We start from the raw sequence: 24,524 nt of genomic DNA, 5'->3' as shown, positions 1-24,524 counted from the left end.
TGTATTTAAATTATGAATAACCAGCTGAGGTCAGGTTTCCGGTTTCATTCGGTTCCTGACTTTTTAAAATAAGGTTATTCCATTCATAGTAGATTTTATTGTATAACGGTTACCCTCCTTCCCTCTACTTTAAATTTTATGCTTTTAGTTCCCTCCAGCATCCGCAATACTTCGGCAATATTCTTTGCACGTGAGATTTTTCCATTAAATCTTTCTGTACTTACCGGGCCTTCATATACAACTTCTATATTATACCAAAGCGCCAGTTTGTTCATAACCTCTTTAATACTCTCATCTTTAAAATTAAAATCACCATTTTTCCAGGCCACTACAGGTTCTGTATCCACATTTGTAAGCTGAATAGCAATACCTTTTACTTCCGATTGTTGTCCGGGCTTTAAAAGAGCAGTTTTTTCCGATGCGATATTTTTAATCTTTACAGATCCTTCTATCAGCGTAGTTCTTAAGGTACCATCATTTGAATAATTATTGATGTTAAAATGTGTTCCCAAAACTTCAACTTCCTGCCCCTGATTGTGCACCACAAAAGGATGCGCTTTATCTTTGCTTACTTCAAAGTAGGCTTCGCCGCCAAGCAACTCTACCTTTCTAGTAACTAACCCATGAAAAGATGAAGTAAATTTGAGTGACGAGGCGGCGTTAAGCCAAACTTTGGTGCCATCTGATAATACAATCTGATAAGTGCCTCCAACAGGTGTTTTTATAATTTGTTCATCTGATTCAGTCTGAGGATTCTGATTATTGACATCTTCAGTCTTAATTACCGTACCATCGTTATAGGTCAGTTTCGACGCATTAATTATCACTCCGGTCTTGGCATCGCTAAGTGTTATGGTTTTGCCATTGGCCAATGTTAAGGTTGCAATATTTTTACCGGTGGCAATATTATTAGCCAGGTGATCTCCGAAATAAGGGGAAGACACATAAAAATAAATCCCAAAACCCAGGATTATAATTATTGCAGCAGCAACTTTTACACTCATCCAAAGTTTTACACTTCGCTTGCGTTCTTGTGTATTAGCAGTAAAACCAAGCTTCTTTTTTGCATCTGTTAATGACGAAACTGTATTTGCAGAGGCATATACTTGTCCGCCGTATGATAGTGCTGATTCATTAACTATGCTTTCAAATATTTGGCGGTTATCAACTGATGCATCTATCCAAACTTGTAATTCATCCACTTCAGCATCGCTCAAATGATTAAACAGGTAACCATTAATTAAATCAGAAATCCGGGTAACAACATGTATATTAAGCTTTTCCATTTATTCTTTTTGGGAGGTTTACAGCTATAACAGGAAGCCTGTTCGTTTTGTCCAAAAGAATTTACATTTTTTTTGAATTTGCTTTATTTATTCCAGATACCCGGAAGCAATATCACGATTACAGTCAGAAAGTCCCGGTCGGATAATTTGCCTTTCAACAATTGCAGTCCACGCATTTTATGGCTGTTCACTGTGCTTACTGATACATTTAACTCATCTGAAATTTCCTTTGGGCTTTTACCATCCACAAAAGTCATTTGAATTACTTTCCGGCATTGTTCGGGTAAGGTATCTACTTGAGCAAAAATCCGGCTGACCACTTCGGCATGTATTATATCCTTAAGTGGATTATAATCATCTGCAGGCTCAGTTTTTTCCAGTGTAGATTGATATCTGGTTTTTACCTTCGCTTTTTCCAGTTCGTTAAAACAGGCATTACGTACACAGGTATATAGAAATGATTTTAGCTGGGGGAAATTGGGGAAATCCTTTCTTTTTTTCCATGCTTTTATTAAACTGTCCTGGGCTATATCCTGACCAGTGGTCTGATCATGTAAAATACGTTCTGCAAATACGCACAATAAGGGATGAAAATGTGTAAAAACCTGGTCAAATGCCTGCTCGCTTCCTTCCTGAAATTCAAGTAACAAAACAGAATTATTTTCAAAACCAACCGGAATCATAAATGCTCAGCCAAGATGATGTGATTTATACAATCTCACCTGCAATTTTATAGAATTAATTTCAGATTTAAGCAACAAATTGGGTTTGACAATGAACATTATTTTTTAGTCCGGCATATAAATTGATCCGATTAAAAAAGCGCTCCGTGAATCACGAAAAGGCTTGTCAGATAAATACTAACGCAATTGAACTTTAGTAAGTCAACTAAAAAAAAATCGATATACTTCTGATGTGTGTCCAATTATTCAAACCAATTCTGGCCCATTTACGCCGCCGTTTAGTTACGCAAATGTTTGCTAAGCTCTACGGCCTCACATAAGTTCTTTTTAGTAATTTTGCTTATCTTTGTAAAGAATATTTCTTCAGTTTATTTTTTGTCTATTCTTATGAAAACTTATCACTTGAATTCCGATTGCGGTAAGCATTGGTTTAACCGCTTTTTTATTTCAAAATTATTTTTAGTTTTCATTATATCGATAAGCACTTTCTCCTTTTCTTTTGCTCAAAATATCCCTCCAATTATTGCAACAACCTGGGGTTGTAAGGTAGGCAATAATGTTTATTATGATTGGGATGGTACCAGTAATGTTTCCGGTGGGGTTACCTATTATCATTTCTTACCAGGCGGACGCTATACGCAATGGGATAACTTTTATGCATTACAAGCCCCTTATCAATGTACGCGGTTTGTTAATACTTCGCCAGCAAATATGAGTTGTTCGGTTAGTGGAACAATTGGCATCAGGGGTACTTTTCAAACCAGTAGCATTTATTGCCCGATTGATAATGAGGTAATCATTTTATTTTTAGGAGGTTTATTGTTTCTGATCTATCTCCACTTCAATAAAAGATACATTTGGCATTAAGCTGTTTTCTTACTTTATTTTACCTTAGAGGCCATACTTTTTGATTTTGCTTTACCGTGATTGCACTAAAAGTATAGTGGTTATATGCTTATAAATATACATTTGTGCTTATTAACAATAATTTAATTCATTCTTTTTAAGAATAATTTGTTAATAATTAAAATAAAAAGTTCTATATTTATATAACCAGCAAGTAACTACTGCTTCTTCTTATTTTGACGCTCTACCTCATAAATTACCAAACGGACAAGCATCAAATTTGATTAATAATAAATTAATTTAAGCAGGCCTAACGGCTAATTATTTCTAATATTTTGTCACACTTAAACCATCCCAATGAGACAATCCGCAAAATCCGAACCTTAAGCACGATTAGAAAGAGCTTATTTTAAGGGAATAAATCCTATCAAAACATATTCCTGACAAAAAAGATAAGGCTTATTTATTTTTATTTTTTTAAGCTACTTAAGCACTTTTAAAGACTTTTTTAGAATGCTCTTAATTTAGCTCTTCAAAAAATATCGTATAAAAAATCTACGCACTCGCCATTTCCGTTAGTATTCTTCAGAAGCCTGTCAAATATTGATCTGCAAAAAAATATTGTATGAAAAAAATCTACGCACTCCCTGTTTTCATTTTACAATTATTGAAAACAATCCACTCAAATAACAAATATTCACAAGCAGCAATAATCAATAAACGCAGACTTGGGTTATTTATTTTATCTGTTTTGATTCCTTTTTTAGGATTTGCACAAAATGCAACACCAATCCTGGATCTTAACTCACCAAAGGTTTTCACCAATGGTTTAAGTACAAATGCCAGTAACTTAAATGATCCACCGGGAAACGGATGGACACAAAACAGTGCGAATATTGTGTTTACTCCGGTAGGTGTTATGTCCGTTGATCAGGATAATCCCAACTTTACATCAACATCACCAGCACTAACCAACATGAATTTAGGACCCTCTCCTTCAGGAGCCGGCCAAATTATTGTGGGTATAGGATTTAACGATGGCGCTCCCTCAGCATCTTCAGGCAGCAATACAGCCACAATTTCTTATGGGGGTGTTGCATATGCCCGTTTAACGACTGCTGTAAGTGGTAATGGAAGTGTTACTTATTTAAACGGGGCCACCAATGCCAGTGGTACAACTGTGGCCACTACTATAGCTCCAACTCCATATAAGAGCTGGGTTTTTACTATGATTACTATTAATCTGCCCAATGGGGTTGTAGCCAGTGGCAATATTGTATTGAGCTGGCAAACCGCTACAGGAGCGGGTGCAGATGATATTGCTTTTGATTACGTAATCGCCAACAGGTATGCAGGTGATGGCAATTATAATTTTGCCAATACTTTTATCGAAAATGGTTCGGCTGTAAGCATCGCAGACACAGATATGTCAATTGCTGATGACGGGACCAACATGTCAGGTGCAACTATTACGTTAACCAATCCACAAGCCAGTGATGCTTTGAGTGTACTGGGTGCATTACCAGCAGGAATTACTGCCGCTTTAAGTGCGGGCAATACAGTGGTTACCCTTTCTGGTACCGCAAGCATTGCCAACTATGAAACCGCCATTAAACAAATTCGTTTTGCCAACAGTTCTGAGAGCCCCAATACCACCAACAGAACGGTTAATGTGGTGGTATTAGATGCCTCTGCTGTTGCATCTAATACTGCAGTAACAACCATTACAATTACTCCGGTCAACGACCCTCCTTCCGGCACTGATAAAACCATTAGTGTTGCTGAAGATGCTACTTATACATTTTCGGCAGCGGATTTCGGATTTACTGACCCCATTGAAAATAATAACTTTAAATCGGTTACCATTTCTACATTACCCGCAAATGGTACGCTTAAATTAAATGGAGTTAATGTTACCTTAAATCAGGTAATTTTACTTGCCAATATTCCCCTGCTTACCTGGACACAAACTGTAGCGGATGCCAATGGAAATGCATTTAGCTCTTTTACATTCAGAGTAACAGACGATGGCGGTACCACAAACGGAGGCATAGATACAGATCCTACAGCCAATACCATAACCTTTAATGTAACGCCTGTTGCAGATATTACCAACGATGTTATTGGTACTTTTCAAAATACTCCTGTTGCTTTTAATGTAGTTACAGGTACAGGTGGAGCAACTGCTGATTCATTTGAAAATGTAACCAGGCCAGTAACCAGCATTACCCAGCCAGCCTCAGGAGGGAGTGTAACCTTTTCGGCAAATGGTAACATGACCTTTACGCCAACAACTGGCTTTACAGGCACTACCAGCTTTACTTACACCGTAACTTCGGGCGGAGTAACCGAAACGGCAACGGTAACCCTGAATGTTACCACACCGGCACCCTGTAATTCCGGTTTGGTTTATAGTGTAGAATCTACAACGCAACAAGGCTTGTATCTCATCAATCCTGCCACAGAAGCCACTACCTTAGTTCAGGCAAATTTATTTGGCGGTGGAGCTGCCCAGGCTGCAGTTGCTGCTGGTGCAGATGATTTGACCAGTGCTATAGCATTGGATATGTCGAGCAATACAATCTGGTTCTGTAACCGGGGAAATGCCATAGATCCCCTTCCAAAGATTTTTTCTTACAACCTGAGCACCAATATATTCGGAGTAACTTTTACCACTTTTACAGGTGTTGTTGCCATAGCTAATATTAACAAAGCGGCTTATAATTCAATTGATAAGCAGATTTATTTCCATAACGCTACCAATAATCACCTTTATCGCTTCAATCCAGCTACGCCTACAACGCCGGCCATTGATTTAGGTACACTTTCAATTCCGGGTTTTGCTGCTACAGCTAATTATACAGGAGGAGATATTGCTTTTGATGGCCTGGGGAATTTAACAGGGGTATTTACTAATGCCAATGTAATGGCTATTTTTCCTGCACAATACGATGCATCTGGAAATTACACAGGTTTGTCTTTGACAGGACAGGTTTTTACCAATTTAACAGGTGCTATAAGTTCTGTAGCATTCTTATCTGATGGGAACTATTTAGTTGGCGGAGCAGGCGGTACCTCAAATGTCAATTCAACTACAGGTGTGGTAACTGATTTAGGAGCGACTAACTTTGCTTCTGCTGATTTTGCCTCCTGTGCTGCTCCGGCACCTAATCTGATACACAGGAAATCGGCTTCGGTGAGTTGTTCGGCAAGTGGCTCTACAATCACTTATACCATTACGGTTCAGAACAATGGTCAGTTTCATGCCATTAACAGCAGGTTAATTGATGCTTTACCTGCAGGTGTTACGGTAAATTCAGCTACATTAAATGGGGTAGCTATTGCAGGAATAAGCAATGCTGCTTTGACTGCAGGTATTCTTATCAAATCAACCAATGCCCCTACTAATGGACAAATCCTTAAAGGAGAAACCGCAACTATTATCCTGAACTGTACTGCCAGCAACACTGGTACATCTGTTAGTAACCAATCGTTTGTAAAGTATAACGGTATTGAGACCTTAAATTTAACAAATGACCAACTGCCTTCAGATGATCCTTCAACAGTGGCCGCTAATGATCCTACTCTAGTAACGCTTTGTAGTTCAATTACCGGAACCGTATTTACGGATAATGATGGTCAAACTGGTGGTGTTAATGGTACAGCCTTTAGCGGAGCAACGGTTACTTTATATGCTGCTGATGGTACTACGATATTAGGCACTACAGTTACAGACGCCAGTGGAAATTATACTTTTGGTGTTATGGCCAACAATTATGTTGTAGGCGTAACTTTACCAACAGGCTATCAACATTCAAGCTCAACAGATGCTACCCCTTTAGATGGCAAAACTGCTGTAACGGTTGCAGCTAATGTGACTGGGCTAAATTTTGGTATCAGACAAGTAGCAGATGTATCCATTACCAAAACAGCAGGTAGTGGTACACCAAATGTAGGTAGCAATGTAACCTTTACTTTAACTGCAGCCAATGCTGGTCCAAGCTCGGCAACCAATGTAAGTGCTACTGATGTATTGCCAAGCGGTTATACCTTTGTTTCGGCAACACCTTCAGGAAGTACAACTTATAATAATGCAACAGGCGTATGGACTATTGGTACTTTAGCCAATGGCGCAAATGCAACCTTAAATATCGTAGCTACAGTCAAAGCAACAGGCAGTTATGCCAATACTGCAACCATTACTTCAACAGAAACCGACCCGACACCAGGCAATAATACTTCTACCTCTACTCCTGTTCCAGTGCCGGTAGCCGATGTATCCATTACCAAAACAGCGGGTAGCGGTACACCAAATGTGGGCAGTAATGTAACCTTTACTTTAACTGCAGCCAATGCTGGTCCAAGCTCGGCAACCAATGTAAATGCAACTGATGTATTGCCAAGCGGTTACACCTTTGTTTCGGCAACACCTTCAGGAAGTACCACTTATAATAATGCAACAGGCGTATGGACTATTGGTACTTTAGCCAATGGTGCTAATGCAACACTGAACATTGTAGCCACCGTAAAAGCAACAGGCAGTTATGCCAATACTGCAACCATCACTTCAACAGAAACTGACCCGACACCAGGCAATAATACTTCGACCTCTACCCCGGTTCCAGTACCGGTAGCCGATGTATCCATTACCAAAACATCAGGTAGCGGTACACCAAATGTAGGCAGTAATGTAACCTTTACCCTGACTGCTGCCAACGCAGGACCAAGTTCGGCAACCAATGTAAATGCTACTGATGTATTGCCTAGCGGTTACACCTTTGTATCAGCAACGCCTTCGGGAAGTACAACTTATAACAATGCAACAGGCGTATGGACTATTGGTACTTTAGCCAATGGCGCAAATGCAACCTTAAATATCGTAGCCACCGTAAAAGCAGCAGGCAGTTATGCCAATACCGCAACCATCACTGCAACAGAAACTGACCCGACACCGGGCAATAATACTTCTACCTCTACTCCGGTTCCAGTGCCCGTAGCCGATGTATCCATTACCAAAACATCAGGTAGTGGTACACCAAATGTGGGCAGCAACGTAACCTTTACCTTAACTGCTGCCAATGCAGGTCCAAGCTCGGCAACCAATGTAAACGCAACAGATGTATTGCCAAGTGGTTATACCTTTGTATCAGCAACACCTTCGGGAAGTACAACCTATAACAATGCAACAGGCGTATGGACTATTGGTACTTTAGCCAATGGTGCTAATGCAACACTGAACATTGTAGCCACCGTAAAAGCAACAGGTAGTTATGCCAATACTGCAACCATCACTTCAACAGAAACTGACCCGACACCGGGCAATAATACTTCGACCTCTACCCCGGTTCCGGTGCCGGTAGTCGATGTATCCATTACCAAAACAGCAGGCAGTGGTACACCAAATGTAGGCAGTAATGTAACCTTTACCCTGACTGCTGCCAACGCAGGACCAAGCTCGGCAACCAATGTAAACGCAACAGATGTATTGCCTAGCGGTTACACCTTTGTTTCGGCAACACCGTCTGGAAGTACAACTTATAACAATGCAACAGGCGTATGGACTATTGGTACTTTAGCCAATGGCGCAAATGCAACCTTAAATATTGTAGCCACCGTAAAAGCAACAGGCAGTTATGCCAATACCATAACCATCACTTCAACAGAAACAGATCCAACACCGGGAAATAATACTTCGACCTCTACCCCGGTTCCAGTGCCGGTAGCAGATGTATCCATTACCAAAACAGCAGGTAGTGGTACACCAAATGTAGGTAGCAATGTAACCTTTACTTTAACTGCAGCCAATGCTGGTCCAAGCTCGGCAACCAATGTAAGTGCTACTGATGTATTGCCAAGCGGTTATACCTTTGTTTCGGCAACACCTTCAGGAAGTACAACTTATAATAATGCAACAGGCGTATGGACTATTGGTACTTTAGCCAATGGCGCAAATGCAACCTTAAATATCGTAGCTACAGTCAAAGCAACAGGCAGTTATGCCAATACTGCAACCATTACTTCAACAGAAACCGACCCGACACCAGGCAATAATACTTCTACCTCTACTCCTGTTCCAGTGCCGGTAGCCGATGTATCCATTACCAAAACAGCGGGTAGCGGTACACCAAATGTGGGCAGTAATGTAACCTTTACTTTAACTGCAGCCAATGCTGGTCCAAGCTCGGCAACCAATGTAAATGCAACTGATGTATTGCCAAGCGGTTATACCTTTGTTTCGGCAACACCTTCAGGAAGTACCACTTATAATAATGCAACAGGCGTATGGACTATTGGTACTTTAGCTAATGGAGCAAATGCAACACTAAACATTGTAGCCACCGTAAAAGCAACAGGTAGTTATGCCAATACTGCAACCATCACTTCAACAGAAACAGATCCAACACCGGGCAATAATACTTCGACCTCTACCCCGGTTCCAGTGCCGGTAGCCGATGTATCCATTACCAAAACATCAGGTAGTGGTACACCAAATGTGGGCAGTAATGTAACCTTCACCTTAACTGCAGCCAATGCTGGTCCAAGTTCGGCAACCAATGTAAGCGCTACTGATGTATTGCCTAGCGGTTACACCTTTGTTTCGGCAACACCGTCTGGAAGTACCACTTATAACAATGCAACAGGCGCATGGACTATTGGTACTTTAGCCAATGGCGGAAATGCAACCTTAAATATTGTAGCTACTGTAAAAGCAACTGGAGCTTATGCTAATACTGCAACTATTACTTCAACAGAAACAGATTCAACACCGGGCAATAATACTTCTACCTCTACTCCGGTTCCAGTGCCCGTAGCCGATGTATCCATTACCAAAACATCAGGTAGTGGTACACCAAATGTGGGCAGCAACGTAACCTTTACCTTAACTGCTGCCAATGCAGGTCCAAGCTCGGCAACCAATGTAAACGCAACAGATTTATTGCCAAGTGGCTATACTTTTGTTTCGGCAACGCCTTCAGGAAGTACCAGCTATAGCAGCACTACAGGTTTATGGACCATTGGCACTTTAGCCAATGGTGCGAATGCAACCTTAAATATTGTAGCTATGGTTAATGCAACTGGCAACTATGCCAATACTGCAACCATTACCTCAACAGAAACCGACCCAACACCAGGCAATAATACGGCTACTTCTACTCCTGCTCCTGTGCCGGTAGCAGATGTATCCATTAGTAAAACTTCAAATGGAGCATCATCTAATGTTGGCGACAATGTAACTTTTACTTTAACCGCTTCTAATGCGGGTCCAAGTTCGGCAACTAATGTAAGTGCAACAGATGTATTGCCTAGCGGTTATACTTTCGTATCTGCTACCCCTTCTGCAAGCACAACTTACAACAGTAGCACCGGTTTGTGGACGATAGGCACATTAGCCAATGGCGCAAATGCGACATTGAATATTGTAGCAACCATAAAGGCAAATGGATCTTATGCAAATGTTGCCAATATTACGGCAACAGAAAATGATCCTAATACCGCAAACAATACCTCAACCGTGACCTTAATGCCCGGAGCTGTGGCCAATGTGGCTATTTCAAAAACCGTAAGCAATGGTACACCAAATGTAGGCAGCAATGTTACCTTTACCCTTACTGCATCCAATGCAGGACCAAGTGATGCCACAGGTGTTAATGTAAGCGATTTATTGCCAACAGGTTATACATTTGTTTCTGCAACACCTTCCGGAAGCACTAGTTACAGCAATAGTACCGGCCTTTGGACTATAGGAAACCTGATTAATGGGGCTAATGCAACTTTAAACATTGTTGCATCGGTTAATGCAACAGGCAGCTATGCCAATACCGCAACTATAACCGGAAATGAAACTGACCCAAATACAGCAAATAATACCTCAACGGCTACAACATCACCGGTGCCTGTAGCCGATGTATCCATTACCAAAACAGCGGGCAGTGGTACACCAAATGTAGGCAGTAATGTAACCTTTACCTTAACTGCTGCCAATGCAGGTCCAAGTTCGGCAACCAATGTAAACGCAACAGATGTATTGCCTAGCGGTTATACTTTTGTTTCGGCAACACCGTCTGGAAGTACAACCTATAACAATGCAACAGGTTTATGGACTATTGGTACTTTAGCCAATGGTGCTAATGCAACACTGAACATTGTAGCCACCGTAAAAGCAACAGGCAGTTATGCCAATACTGCAACCATTACTTCAACAGAAACTGATCCAACACCGGGCAATAATACTTCGACCTCTACTCCGGTTCCAGTGCCAGTAGCCGATGTATCCATTACTAAAACAGCGGGCAGCGGTACACCAAATGTGGGCAGTAATGTAACCTTTACCTTAACTGCTACCAATGCAGGTCCAAGCTCGGCAACCAATGTAAACGCAACAGATGTATTGCCTAGCGGTTACACCTTTGTTTCAGCAACACCTTCAGGAAGTACAACCTATAACAATGCAACAGGTTTATGGACTATTGGTACTTTAGCCAATGGTGCTAATGCAACCTTAAATATCGTAGCTACGGTTAAAGCAGCAGGCAGTTATGCCAATACTGTAACCATTACTTCAACAGAAACTGATCCAACACCGGGCAATAATACTTCGACCTCTACCCCTGTTCCAGTTCCAATAGCTGATGTGTCGATTGCTAAAACAGTAAATGACAACACCCCAAATGTAGGTAGCAATGTAACCTTTACTTTAACCGCTTCTAATGCGGGTCCAAGTTCGGCAACCAATGTAAGTGCAACAGATGTATTGCCAAGTGGATATACTTTTGTTTCGGCAACACCTTCAGGAAGTACAACCTATAATGCTACCACCGGATTGTGGAACATTGGAACACTGACCAACGGAGCAAATGCTACACTGAATATTGTAGCAACAGTTAATGCGACAGGCAGTTATGCCAATACTGCAACGATAACAGCAACAGAAACTGATCCAACACCGGGCAATAATACAGCTACTTCTACTCCGGTATCGGTTCCGATTTCGGATGTATCAGTTGTGAAAACTGTAAATAATGCAACACCGAACGTAGGCAGTAATGTAACCTTTACCGTAACTGCTGCCAACGCAGGACCAAGTGCTGCAACCAATGTTAGCATAAATGATTTGTTGCCAAGTGGCTATACTTTTGTTTCGGCAACACCATCAGGAAGTACAACGTACAATAATGCTACAGGCGTATGGACTATTGGCACTTTAGCCAATGGTGCTAATGCAACATTAAATATAGTGGCCACTGTTAAGGCTACCGGAAATTACGCCAACACGGCATCAATAACGGCTACTGAAACAGATCCAACACCGGGCAATAATACGGCTACCTCTACCCCTGTTCCGGTTCCGGTAGCTGATGTTTCAATTGCCAAAACATCAAATGATGCTTCTCCAAATGTGGGTAGCAATGTAACCTTTACCCTGACTGCTGCCAACGCAGGACCAAGTGCCGCAACCAACGTAAGTGCAACAGATGTATTGCCAAGTGGTTATATCTTTGTATCTGCAACACCTTCAGGAACTACAACGTACAACAATACAACAGGCGCATGGGCCATCGGTACATTAGCTAATGGAGCTAACGCAACTTTGAGCATCATTGCAACAGTAAATGCAACCGGCAACTATGCCAACACTGCAACCATCACTTCAACAGAAACCGATCCAACACCGGGTAATAATACATCTACCTCTACTCCTGTTCCGGTTCCGGTAGCAGACGTATCTGTTACTAAAACAACGGGTAGCGGCACACCGAATGTAGGTAGCAATGTAACGTTTACCCTTACAGCCGCTAACGCAGGACCAAGCGATGCCACTACGGTTAAAGTGAATGATTTATTACCAAATGGTTATGCCTTTGTTTCTGCAACTCCTTCAGGAACGACAATTTATAATAGTACTACCGGCGTATGGACCATCGGGACTTTAGCAAATGGTGCAAATGCAACGTTAAGTATTATTGCAACTGTTAAGGCGACCGGAAATTATGCCAACACCGCAACAATAACTGCTACAGAAAGCGATCCTGCACCAGGAAACAATACGGCTACTTCTACCCCTGTACCGGTTCCGGTAGCTGATGTGTCGATTGCTAAAACGGTAAGTAATGCTTCGCCAAACGTTGGCACCAATGTAACCTTTACCTTAACTGCTGCCAATGCAGGACCAAGTGATGCAACAGCCGTTAATGTAAATGATCTGTTACCGACAGGCTATACTTTTGTCTCTGCAACACCTTCGGGAACTACAACGTACAATAATACTTCGGGTGCATGGACCATTGGCACTTTGACTAATGGCGCTAATGCAACTTTGAGCATTATCGCTACTGTAAATGCAACCGGCAATTACGCCAATACTGCAACCATTACAGCAACGGAAACCGACCCAACACCAACTAATAATACTTCAACCAGTACCCCGGTATCGGTTCCGGTAGCGGATGTTTCGGTTACGAAAACCGTAAGCAATACCACACCTAATGTGGGCAGTAATGTAACCTTTACCCTGACTGCTGCCAATGGCGGACCTAGCGCTGCAACTGCTGTAAGTGTTAACGATTTATTACCAAGTGGTTATACCTTTGTTTCAGCTACTCCTTCCGGAAGCACAGCTTATAACAACGGTACGGGTGCATGGACCATTGGTACATTAGCCAATGGAGCAAGTGCTACTTTAAGCATTGTAGCAACCGTTAAGGCTACTGGCAACTACGCCAATACCGCATCAATAAGTGCTACTGAAAGCGACCCAACACCGGGTAATAATACGTCTACCTCTACGCCTGTACCGGTTCCGGTAGCGGATGTGTCGATTGCTAAAACGGTAAGTAATGCTTCGCCAAACGTAGGCAGCAATGTAACCTTTACCTTAATTGCTGCTAATGCCGGACCAAGTGCTGCGACTAATGTTAACATAAATGATCTGTTGCCAACAGGTTATACCTTCGTATCGGCTACAGCGCCTGCAGGAACCACTTACAACAACACAACGGGTGTATGGAATATCGGTACACTGGCAAATGGTGTAAACACTACCTTATCGGTTATTGCTACCGTAAATGCGACTGGTAATTATGCCAATACCGCAACGATAACAGCAACAGAAACTGATTTAACACCGGCCAACAATACTTCAACCTCTACCCCTGCTCCGGTTCCGGTAGCAGACGTATCTGTTACTAAAGTAGCAGGTAATGGTGCACCAAATGTGGGTAGTAATGTAACCTTTACTTTAACCGCAGCCAATGCAGGGCCAAGTGATGCCACCACGGTTAAGGTAAATGATTTATTACCGAATGGTTATACCTTTGTTTCGGCAACCCCTTCGGGAACTACAACTTATAACAATGGCACCGGCGTATGGACCATCGGTACTTTAGCCAACGGAGCAAATGCTACTTTAAATGTAGTGGCAACCGTTAAGGCGACCGGAAATTATGCTAATACCGCATCAATAACCGCTACAGAAAGCGATCCAACACCAGGAAATAATACTTCTACTTTTACGCCGGTTCCAGTTCCGGTAGCTGATGTTTCAGTTGTCAAAACGGTAAGCAATACTTCGCCAAATGTGGGTAGCAATGTAACTTTCACCCTTACAGCCGCTAACGCAGGACCAAGCGATGCCACCACTGTTAAAGTAAATGACTTATTACCAACAGGTTATACTTTTGTATCGGCTACTGCAGCTGCAGGAACCACTTACAACAACACAACGGGTGTTTGGGACATTGGTACGTTGGCAAACGGGGTAAATACCACATTATCTATTACCGCTACCGTAAATGCAACCGGTAATTACGCGAATACTGCAACGATAACAGCAACAGAAACCGACCCTACTCCTGGCAATAATACTTCGACCAGTACACCGGTATCGGTTCCGGTAGCTGATGTTTCGGTGACCAAAACAGTAAGCAGCAGTACACCAAACGTAGGTAGCAATATAACCTTTACCCTTACCGCTGCCAATGCCGGACCAAGCGATGCGACCACTGTTAAAGTGAATGACTTACTACCGAGTGGTTACACTTTCGTTTCGGCTACACCATCTGGAGCTACAACTTATAATAACGGCACCGGCCTATGGACAATCGGTACTTTGGCTAACAGTTCTAATGCTACTTTAAGCATTGTAGTAACTGTTAAGGCGACCGGAAATTATGCCAATACCGCATCAATAAGTGCTACAGAAAGCGATCCTGTACCAGGCAATAATACCTCGACCAGTACACCTGTACCGGTTCCGGTAGTGGATGTTTCAGTTGTTAAAACCGTAAGCAATGCCACACCAAATGCAGGCAGCAATGTAACCTTTACCTTAACTGCCGCTAATGCCGGACCAAGTACAGCAACAGGTGTTAATGTTAATGATTTGCTGCCAAGCGGTTATACTTTCGTATCGGCTACTGCACCAGCAGGAACCACATACAACAATGCAACTGGTGTTTGGACTATTGGCACCTTGGCCAGTGGTGTAAACACCGCTTTATCGGTTACTGCAACCGTAAATGCAACCGGAAGTTACGCCAATACGGCAACCATTACAGCAACAGAAACTGATCCAACACCAGGCAATAATACTTCTACTTCTACTCCGGTACCAGTAGCTGTGGCCGACGTATCGATCACTAAACTGATCAGCAAAGCTTCGCCAAATGTGGGCAGCAATATAACTTTTACCCTAAGCGCAGCTAATGCTGGTCCTAGTGCAGCAACTGCTGTTGTTGCGAATGATCTTTTACCAGTCGGTTATACCTTTGTTTCGGCTACGCCTTCTGGCAGTACAACCTACAATAACACTACGGGTGTATGGACCATTGGTACTTTGGCTAACGGCGCTAATGCAACGTTAAGCATTGTAGCAAAAGTGAATGCTACAGGCAATTATACCAATGCAGCAACGATTTCGGCTACAGAAAACGATCCAAATACCACCAACAATACAGCTTCGGCTGGAAGTAGTCCGGTTGATGTTAAAATTGTGAAAACCGGACCTGCCACCGCAAATGCAGGTACAACTGTAACCTATAATTTAACCATCAGCAATGATGGAACAGGTAATGCGGTTTCAAACCTGATTCAGGATGCGGTTCCTGCAACACTGACCAATGTAAGCTGGACAGCAACAGCATCGGGTACGGCAACCATTAATACCGGTGCAAACGGAACAGGCAATAATGTTTCTATTAATGCTAATATTCCGGCAGGAGGAAGCAATACGATTACGGTCAATATTACCGGCCAAATTCCGGCAAATAGCGTAGTGGCCAGCCTGTCTAATACAGCCAGTGTTACTTCCCCTGATCCTTCAGATCCGGTAGTGAACTCGAATACAGTTACAACAACCATTAATAAAACTGCTGACATTCAAATCCAAAAAACCGGACCTGGTGCTGTGGTCGCAGGAAATGGCATTTCTTATACCCTAAATGTAACCAATGCTGGCCCTGGCGATGCGGGCAATGTAAATGTAGTGGATAATATTCCTGCAGGCATTAGCAATGTAACCTGGACCGCAACGGCTCAAAACGGAGCATCAATAACTGGTGCAACCAACGGAACAGGCAATGTTAATTTATTTGCAGCTATCCCGGCTGGGACAGCCTCTGTTACCATTTTGGTAAACGGAACAGTAGATGCCAGTTATACCGGTACTACACTGGTTAATACAGCCACCGCTACCCCAGAAGCTGGCGTAACGGATCCAACTCCTGCTACCAGTACCATTAATACCAATGTTACACGAGTGGCCAATGTAAGGATTACCAAATCTGGCCCTACTAATATTGGTGCAGGAGAAGCCATTTCTTATACGCTTCATATTGTAAATGCCGGACCGAGCAACGCAACCGGCGTGATTATTTCTGATCCGATTCCGGCTCAGGTACTGAATCCAACCTGGACGGCTACCGTTCAAAATGGAGCAAGTGTAAGTGCAAATAACGGAACAGGAAGTATTAACATCACCGGAGATATTCCTTCGGCAAATGGAACAATTGATATTGTTATTAGTGGCACAGTATCTCCTGCCGTTGCAGATGGTTCTAATTTTGTTAATACGGCTACAGCTAACCTTCCGGTTGGCAGTCCAATTACTGACCCTGAAGCAAGTTCTAATACCAGTACAGTCCAAACTACGGTTAACAATACTGCAGATATTCGGGTATCGAAAAATGGCCCCGCAAATGTGAACATCCTGGATCCGATTACTTATACTATTGTAGTAACCAATGCAGGATTAGGCAATGTAACAGGTGCGTTAATCAACGATAATGTTCCTGGTGCTGTAACCGTGAGTAGCTGGTCTGCAAGCGGTACCGGAGGCGCTACTATTACTGGTACTGCCAGTGGAAATACAAATACCATTGCTACAACGGGAGATATTCCTGCAGATCCAAATGCAAAAATTACGATCACCGTTCAGGGTACTGTTAATACCTCTGCAGGTGCATCATTTACCAATACAGTAACTGTAACCGCAGGAGGAAATCCACAAAGTTCGGTTACCACTTCTGTAAATGGTTCTACTGATGTGCTCATAGAGAAAAACGGAACTCAATCTGCAGTTGCAGGTTCAAACGTGAGTTATACACTAAAAGTAAGCAATAACGGGCCAGTGGTTGCCAATGGCGTTACGGTAAATGACTTGGTTCCGGCTGACATTGAAAATGTGACCTGGACAGCTGCTGCTTTTGGTACAGCGAGTTTAACAGGCGCAAATTCTGGTAATACCAACACCGTACAAACCACAGGCGATGTTCCGGTGGGTACTGCCAATTACCTGCTTATTACTGTAAATGGCAAAATTAAATCTTCTGCAACTGCTGCCAGCATTAACAATACAGCGTCTGTTACACTGGCTCCAGGAGGAACGGATTATGATCTTTCTAACCAAAACAGTACAGCAACTACCGCTGTAACAAAAGAAAGTGATCTTTCAGTAGTTAAAACCGTGAGTAACGGAGCGCCTGTTGTAGGCAGCAATATAACTTTTACCATTGCTGTTGCAAATGCAGGATTAAGTGATGCAACCGCAGTTACTGTAACCGACCTGTTGCCAAGTGGTTACACCTTCGTTTCAGCCACTCCGGGTACAGGCACCTACAACAACGCAACTGGTGTGTGGACGATTGGCAATCTGACTAACGGCGCCAATTCAACATTAAGTATTGTAGCAACGGTTAATGCAACCGGAAATTATACTAATACAGCTACAATTAGTGCTGCAGAAACAGATCCGAACACAGCAAACAACAGTTCTTCAGTTGTTCCGGTACCAAGTCCGCTTGCAGATGTTGCCGTGACTAAAACCGCCAGCAATACGGCTCCGAATGTAGGTAGCAATGTAACCTTTACCGTTACAGCAACCAATGCAGGACCAAGTGCGGCTACTGGTGTTTCAGTACAAGATATGTTGTTGAGTGGCTATACCTTTGTATCTGCTTCAGCTCCTGCTGGTACCAATTATGATAATACCACAGGTAGCTGGACAATTGGTAATCTGGCCAATGGCGGAAATGCTGTTTTAACCATTACTGCAAAAGTAAATGCAACAGGATTATATTCGAATACAGCTACTATTGCGGCAACAGAAAATGACCCTAATGTAGCCAACAATACCATTACGATAACACCTGCTCCAATTCCAATAGCAGATATTTCAATTGTAAAAGCAATAAGTAATGCTGCACCAACTGTTGGCAGTACCGTTGTATTTACCTTAACTGCGGCCAATGCCGGACCAAGTGATGCGACAACAGTTGCAGTAAACGACCTATTGCCTACGGGTTATACCTTTGTTTCTGCATCGGCTCCGGCAGGAACAAGCTACAACAATGCAAGCGGCGTGTGGACGATTGGTACATTGGCTAATGGAGTAAATACCAGTTTAGCCATTACCGCTACGGTAAATGCAACAGGCAACTACACCAATACTGCAACTATAAGTGCTGTTGAAACCGACCCTGCGACAGGAAATAACAGTTCTACTGTTACCCCTGCCCCAATTCCGGTAGCTGACGTTACCGTAGTTAAAACAGTAAATAACGCAACGCCGAATGTAGGCAGTAATATTATATTTAGCATTACAGCAAGTAATAGTGGACCAAGTGCCTCTACAGCAACAGGTGTTTCTGTAAATGATGTACTCACCAGTGGATATACCTTTGTATCGGCATCTGCTCCGGCTGGCACCAGTTATGATAATGTTAGCGGCCAGTGGACCATCGGAAGTCTGGCCAATGGCGCTAATGCTGTATTAACCATTACGGCTAAAGTAAATGCGACCGGATCATACTCAAATACAGCGACCATTACCGCAAATGAGAACGATCCGAATTCAGGCAACAACACCTCTACTATAACACCGGCTCCGGTTCCGGTAGCAGATATTGCGGTGAACAAAACAGTGAGTAATATGGCTCCTTCCGTAGGTACGAACGTAACATTTAACGTTATGGTTTCCAATGCCGGACCGAGTGCTGCCACAGGAGTTACGGTAAACGATTTATTGCCGAATGGCTATACCTTTGTTTCAGCTACCGCTCCTACCGGAACAACTTATAACAATACTACCGGTGTTTGGAGTATTGGTAATCTGGCCAATGGTTCAAATGCCACACTTAATGTTGTAGCAACTGTAAATGCAACAGGCACTTATACCAATAGCGCATCGGCATCAGTTACTGAAACTGATCCTGTAGCCGGAAACAATACTTCAAGCGTTACGCCAGTACCGGTTCCGGTTTCGAATGTAAGTGTGGTAAAAACCGTAGATAATGCAACACCGAATGTAGGTAGCAACGTAGTATTTACAATTAAAGCTTCGAATGCCGGCCCTAGTGCTGCAACCAACATTATGGTTAACGATGTACTTCAGAGTGGATACACTTTTGTATCAGCTTCGTTCCCGGCAGGTACAAATTACGATAATGTGAGTGGTTTATGGACGATTACAAGTTTGGCTAATGGTGCCAACAGCACTTTAGCCATTACGGCTAAAGTAAATGCGACAGGTTCGTATGCCAACACGGCCACCATTACCGCAACAGAGAATGATCCAACACCTGGCGATAACAGCTCGACCATTACACCTACACCGGTACCAATTGCCGATATTAGTGTAAACAAAACGGTGAGTAATCTGGCACCTGCAGTAGGTACTAACGTGACATTTAATGTTACGGTTTCCAATGCAGGACCTAGTGCTGCAACAGGAGTTACGGTAAACGATTTATTGCCAAATGGCTATAATTTTGTTTCAGCCACAGCCCCTGCCGGAACAACCTATAACAATACAACCGGTGTTTGGAGCATTGGGAATCTGACCAATGGAGCTAACACTACATTAAATGTGGTAGCTACCGTAAATGCAACGGGCAATTATACCAATACGGCCGTAGCAACCGCTACTGAAACTGATCCTGTAACCGGAAATAACACTTCAAGCGTTACGCCAGTACCGGTTCCGGTATCAAATGTAAGTGTGGTTAAAACAGTAGACAATCCAACACCGAATGCCGGAAGCAATGTAGTATTTACAATTAAAGCTACAAATGCGGGTCCTAGTGCTGCAACAGGTGTCATGGTAAATGATGTACTTCAAAACGGTTATACCTTTGTTTCAGCAAATGTGCCTGCAGGTACGATTTATGACAATGCAACAGGATTATGGATTCTTGGCAGCCTGGCTAACGGAACAAGCGCTAGTTTAACCATTACGGCTAAAGTAAACCCTACAGGGACATATGTCAATACAGCAACCATTACAGCAACAGAAAACGATCCTAACCCAGGTGACAATGTTTCTACCATTACACCTGTACCGGTTCCGATTGCAGATGTAGCTGTAACTAAAACGGTGAGCACAGCTACACCAGCGGTGGGCAGCACAGTTAACTTTACCTTAACAGCCCGCAATACCGGGCCTAGCCAGGCAACCGGAGTTATTGTAACTGACCTATTGCCAGGCGGGTATACTTTTGTTTCGGCATCAGCTCCGGCAGGCACTACTTATAATAACACAACCGGCGTTTGGAACATTGGTAGTCTGGGTAATGGAGTAAACACAATTCTTACCATCACCGCTACTGTAAATGCCACTGGTAACTATACTAATACTGCATCAATAAATGCTACTGAAACAGACCCTGCACCAGGTAATAATAATTCAAGTGTTACACCTGTACCAGTGCCGATGTCTGATGTGAGTGTAGTTAAAACAGTAGATATTGCGGCACCAAATGTGGGCAGCAATGTGGTATTTACCCTTAAAGCAACCAACGCTGGCCCTAGTGCTGCAACAGGAATCATGCTAAGCGATGTAATTCCATCCGGATATACATTTGTTTCGGCCTCTGCTCCTGCCGGCACAAGTTATGACAATACTAATGGCATTTGGAATATTGGCAGCCTAGCCAATGGAGCTAATGCTACTCTAACCATTACGGCTAAAGTGAATGCTTCCGGATCGTACGCAAACACGGCGAACGTTACTGCAACCGAAGGTGATCCTACTCCGGGTAACAATAGTTCAACTGTTACACCAGTACCAGTAGCTGTTGCCGATGTAGCTATAACCAAAACGGTAAGCACCGCTACACCTGCAGTAGGCAGTACGGTAAACTTTACCTTAACAGCAAGCAATACAGGGCCAAGTACCGCAACAGCAATTACTGTAACCGATCTATTATCAAGTGGTTATACCTTTGTTTCTGCTTCAGCGCCTGCTGGCACTACTTATAACAGCACAACGGGTGTTTGGAATATTGGCAGCCTTGACCATGGAGTAAATACAGTGCTAACCATTACTGCAACTGTAAATGCAACAGGTAACTATACCAATACGGCGTCAATAACTGCAACCGAAACAGATCCAACGCCTGGCAACAACAGTTCAAGTGTTACACCTGTACCGGTTCCAATGGCTAATGTGAGTGTGATTAAAACAATAGATAACACAGCACCAAATGTTGGCAACAATGTGGTATTTACCATTAAAGCAACCAATACCGGCCCTAGTACTGCAAGCGGAGTAATTGTAAACGATGTATTGCCAAATGGTTATACCTTCGTTTCGGCTGCTGCACCTGCAGGTACCAGCTATAATAATGCAACTGGATTATGGACCATTGGCAACCTGACTAATGGAACAACTGTTAGTTTGGCCATTACCGCACGGGTAAACGCAACAGGAATGTATGCCAATACGGCTTTAATAACCGCAATTGAAGGCGATCCTGTTCAAGGTGATAATAGTTCTACCGTTACACCTGTACCTGTTCCGGTTGCTGATGTAACTGTTACTAAAACTGTTAACAATGCAACCCCGGCAAAAGGAAATAATGTAACCTTTAGCATTACTGTTAACAATAACGGACCAAGCACAGCTACCAATGTTATAACTACAGATGTATTACCAAGCGGTTATACTTTTGTAAGCGCCAATGTACCAGCTGGTACCAGCTTCAACAACGCAACTGGCATTTGGAATATAGGAACTATGGAAACCGGCACTGTTATTATTTTAACCGTTACGGCCAGGGTGAATGAAAGCGGAACTTATGCAAATACAGCAACAGTAACCGCTACAGAAACAGATCCTGTTACTGCCAACAACAGCGCTACGGTAACACCTGTACCTACGGCAGTATCTAATTTATCGATAAGCAAAACTGTAAACGTAACCAATCCTACAGTGGGTAGTAATGTTGTGTTTAGCATAACCGTTAAAAATGCAGGTCCTAGTGATGCAAATACGGTAACCGCTACGGATATCCTTCCAGGTGGCTATACTTTCGTATCTGCCTCCGCTCCAACCGGTACTGCTTACAATAATGCAACCGGTGTGTGGACCATTGGATCACTGGCAAATGGCGCTACTGCAACCCTTACCGTTACGGCTAAGGTAAATGCGTCTGGTAGCTATGCCAACACTGCTTCAATCACGAGTCCGGTTACTGATCCGGATCCTGCAAATAACAGTGCTACGGTAACCCCGGTTCCAATACCGTTATCAAATCTATCAGTCATTAAAACTGTTGATAAAGCCAATCCTAATGTGGGTAGCAATGTTGTATTTACGATTGTTACTTCAAATGCAGGCCCAAGTACAGCAACAGGTGTTGCAGTTACAGATATTCTGCAAAACGGCTATACTTTTGTATCTGCAACAGCTCCGGCAGGAACAAGTTATAGTGTGGCCACGGGCATTTGGACTATAGGAAATTTGGCGAACGGTGCAAGTGCCGGTCTTACCATTACGGCTAAGGTTAATGCAAAAGGCAACTATGCAAACACTGCAACGGTTAACAGTGCAGTTACTGATCCGGATCCTGCAAATAACAGTTCTACAGTAACTCCGGTACCAGGTGCCATAGCTAACATCTTTATTAACAAAACGGTGAATACGGTTAGTCCTAGTGTGGGTAACAACGTGGTATTTAATATTAACGTAGTTAACGAAGGTCCAAGCGATGCAACTGCTGTAACTGCAACTGATCTACTGCCAAGCGGTTATACTTTCGTATCGGCTTCAGTACCTGCAGGAACAACTTATAGCAATACAACGGGAATTTGGAACATCGGTAATCTGGCAAATGGTGTAACAGTAAAACTTGGCATTACGGCCAGGGTAAATGCAACAGGTAACTATGCTAACACCGCCAGTGTTGCCTCCACCACTAATGATCCGGATTTGACCAATAACACTTCAACATCAACACCGGTACCAATGGCATCGGCTAATTTATCGGTGAGCAAAACGGTTGATAATACGGCCCCTACTGTAGGCAATAACGTGGTGTTCAGCATCCGTGCTGCTAATGCAGGACCTAGTAATGCTACCGGAGTAACGGTTATTGATCAATTGCCTAACGGTTATACTTTTGTATCTGCTAATGCCCCTACCGGAACCAGTTATAATGCCATTACAGGATTATGGACTATTGGCAACCTGGCAAATGGTGCTGAGCTAACGTTAAGCATTACCGCCAAAGTTAACACCAACGGTAACTATGCCAATACAGCAGCAATTACAGCAACAACCGCTGACCCTGCTTCGGGTGACAATACATCAACCTCAACTCCGGTACCAGTGGTGAATAAACCGGTTGCTGAAAACGATGTGGCAACAACCAATGCGAATAAACCGATTGTGATTCCGGTTATTACGAATGATCATGCCGGTAATTCTACGTTAGACCCTACAACAATAGAAATTGTAGATCAGCCTAAACATGGTACGGTAAAAGTAAATGGTGACGGAACAGTTACCTATACACCAAACCCTGGCTACACGGGCGAAGACAGCTTTACCTACAGAGTAAAAGATCAGTATGGTAATTACACCAATGTAGCCAGCGTAACCATTAAATCGGATTTTGTGGACATCAAAGTACCAAACCTGTTTACACCAAATGGAGATGGAACCAATGATACCTTCGAAATAAGAGGGTTAAATCAATTTGCACAGAACAATCTGCTTATTGTTAACCGTTGGGGAAATGAGGTTTACCGTTCTGACAATTATCAAAATAACTGGACAGGCGAAGGATTGAATGAGGGCACCTACTACTATTTACTTAAAGTGAGAAGAAATGATGGTTCTGACTGGGTAGTATATAAAGGATGGTTAACCTTAATCAGAACATTTAAGAAATAGAGGCAAAATCAAGTATGGCCGGGTAATTCCGGCTGTACTTTA

4 protein-coding genes are annotated in these 24,524 nt (G+C 42.9%); 2 read left to right on the top strand and 2 right to left on the bottom strand.

Annotated elements, in window-relative coordinates; translation table 11 throughout:
- Nucleotides 1-95: 95 nt before the first annotated feature.
- Nucleotides 96-1,286, bottom strand: a complete 1,191-nt coding sequence (locus O0955_RS13995) for a FecR family protein (protein WP_269428174.1) — start codon at nucleotides 1,284-1,286, stop codon at nucleotides 96-98.
- A gap of 83 nt (nucleotides 1,287-1,369) precedes the next feature.
- On the bottom strand, nucleotides 1,370-1,936 hold the full coding sequence (locus O0955_RS13990; protein ID WP_269428173.1) for an RNA polymerase sigma factor: 567 nt from the start codon (nucleotides 1,934-1,936) through the stop codon (nucleotides 1,370-1,372).
- Between the two features lie 420 nt (nucleotides 1,937-2,356).
- On the opposite strand from O0955_RS13990, the gene O0955_RS13985 reads away from it, so the two are divergent.
- Nucleotides 2,357-2,836 carry a hypothetical protein gene (locus tag O0955_RS13985; RefSeq protein ID WP_269428172.1) on the top strand — a complete coding sequence of 160 codons (480 nt, stop codon included), beginning with the start codon at nucleotides 2,357-2,359 and terminating at the stop codon, nucleotides 2,834-2,836.
- Between the two features lie 604 nt (nucleotides 2,837-3,440).
- Nucleotides 3,441-24,482, top strand: coding sequence for a T9SS type B sorting domain-containing protein (locus tag O0955_RS13980; protein ID WP_269428171.1), 21,042 nt, complete (start codon nucleotides 3,441-3,443; stop codon nucleotides 24,480-24,482).
- Nucleotides 24,483-24,524: the final 42 nt, after the last annotated feature.

The sequence above is a fragment of the Pedobacter punctiformis genome (assembly GCF_027213715.1).
In the GTDB taxonomy this organism is placed as follows: Bacteria; Bacteroidota; Bacteroidia; order Sphingobacteriales; family Sphingobacteriaceae; genus Pedobacter; species Pedobacter punctiformis.
Note: the sequence above shows the minus strand (reverse complement) of the source record. Positions and strands in the feature narration are given on the sequence as shown.

Coding starts and splice junctions, on each gene's coding strand:
- O0955_RS13995 (WP_269428174.1), bottom strand. CDS start 1,286: ATGGAAAAGCTTAATATACATGTTGTTACCCGGATTTCTGATTTAATT.
- O0955_RS13985 (WP_269428172.1), top strand. CDS start 2,357: ATGAAAACTTATCACTTGAATTCCGATTGCGGTAAGCATTGGTTTAAC.
- O0955_RS13980 (WP_269428171.1), top strand. CDS start 3,441: ATGAAAAAAATCTACGCACTCCCTGTTTTCATTTTACAATTATTGAAA.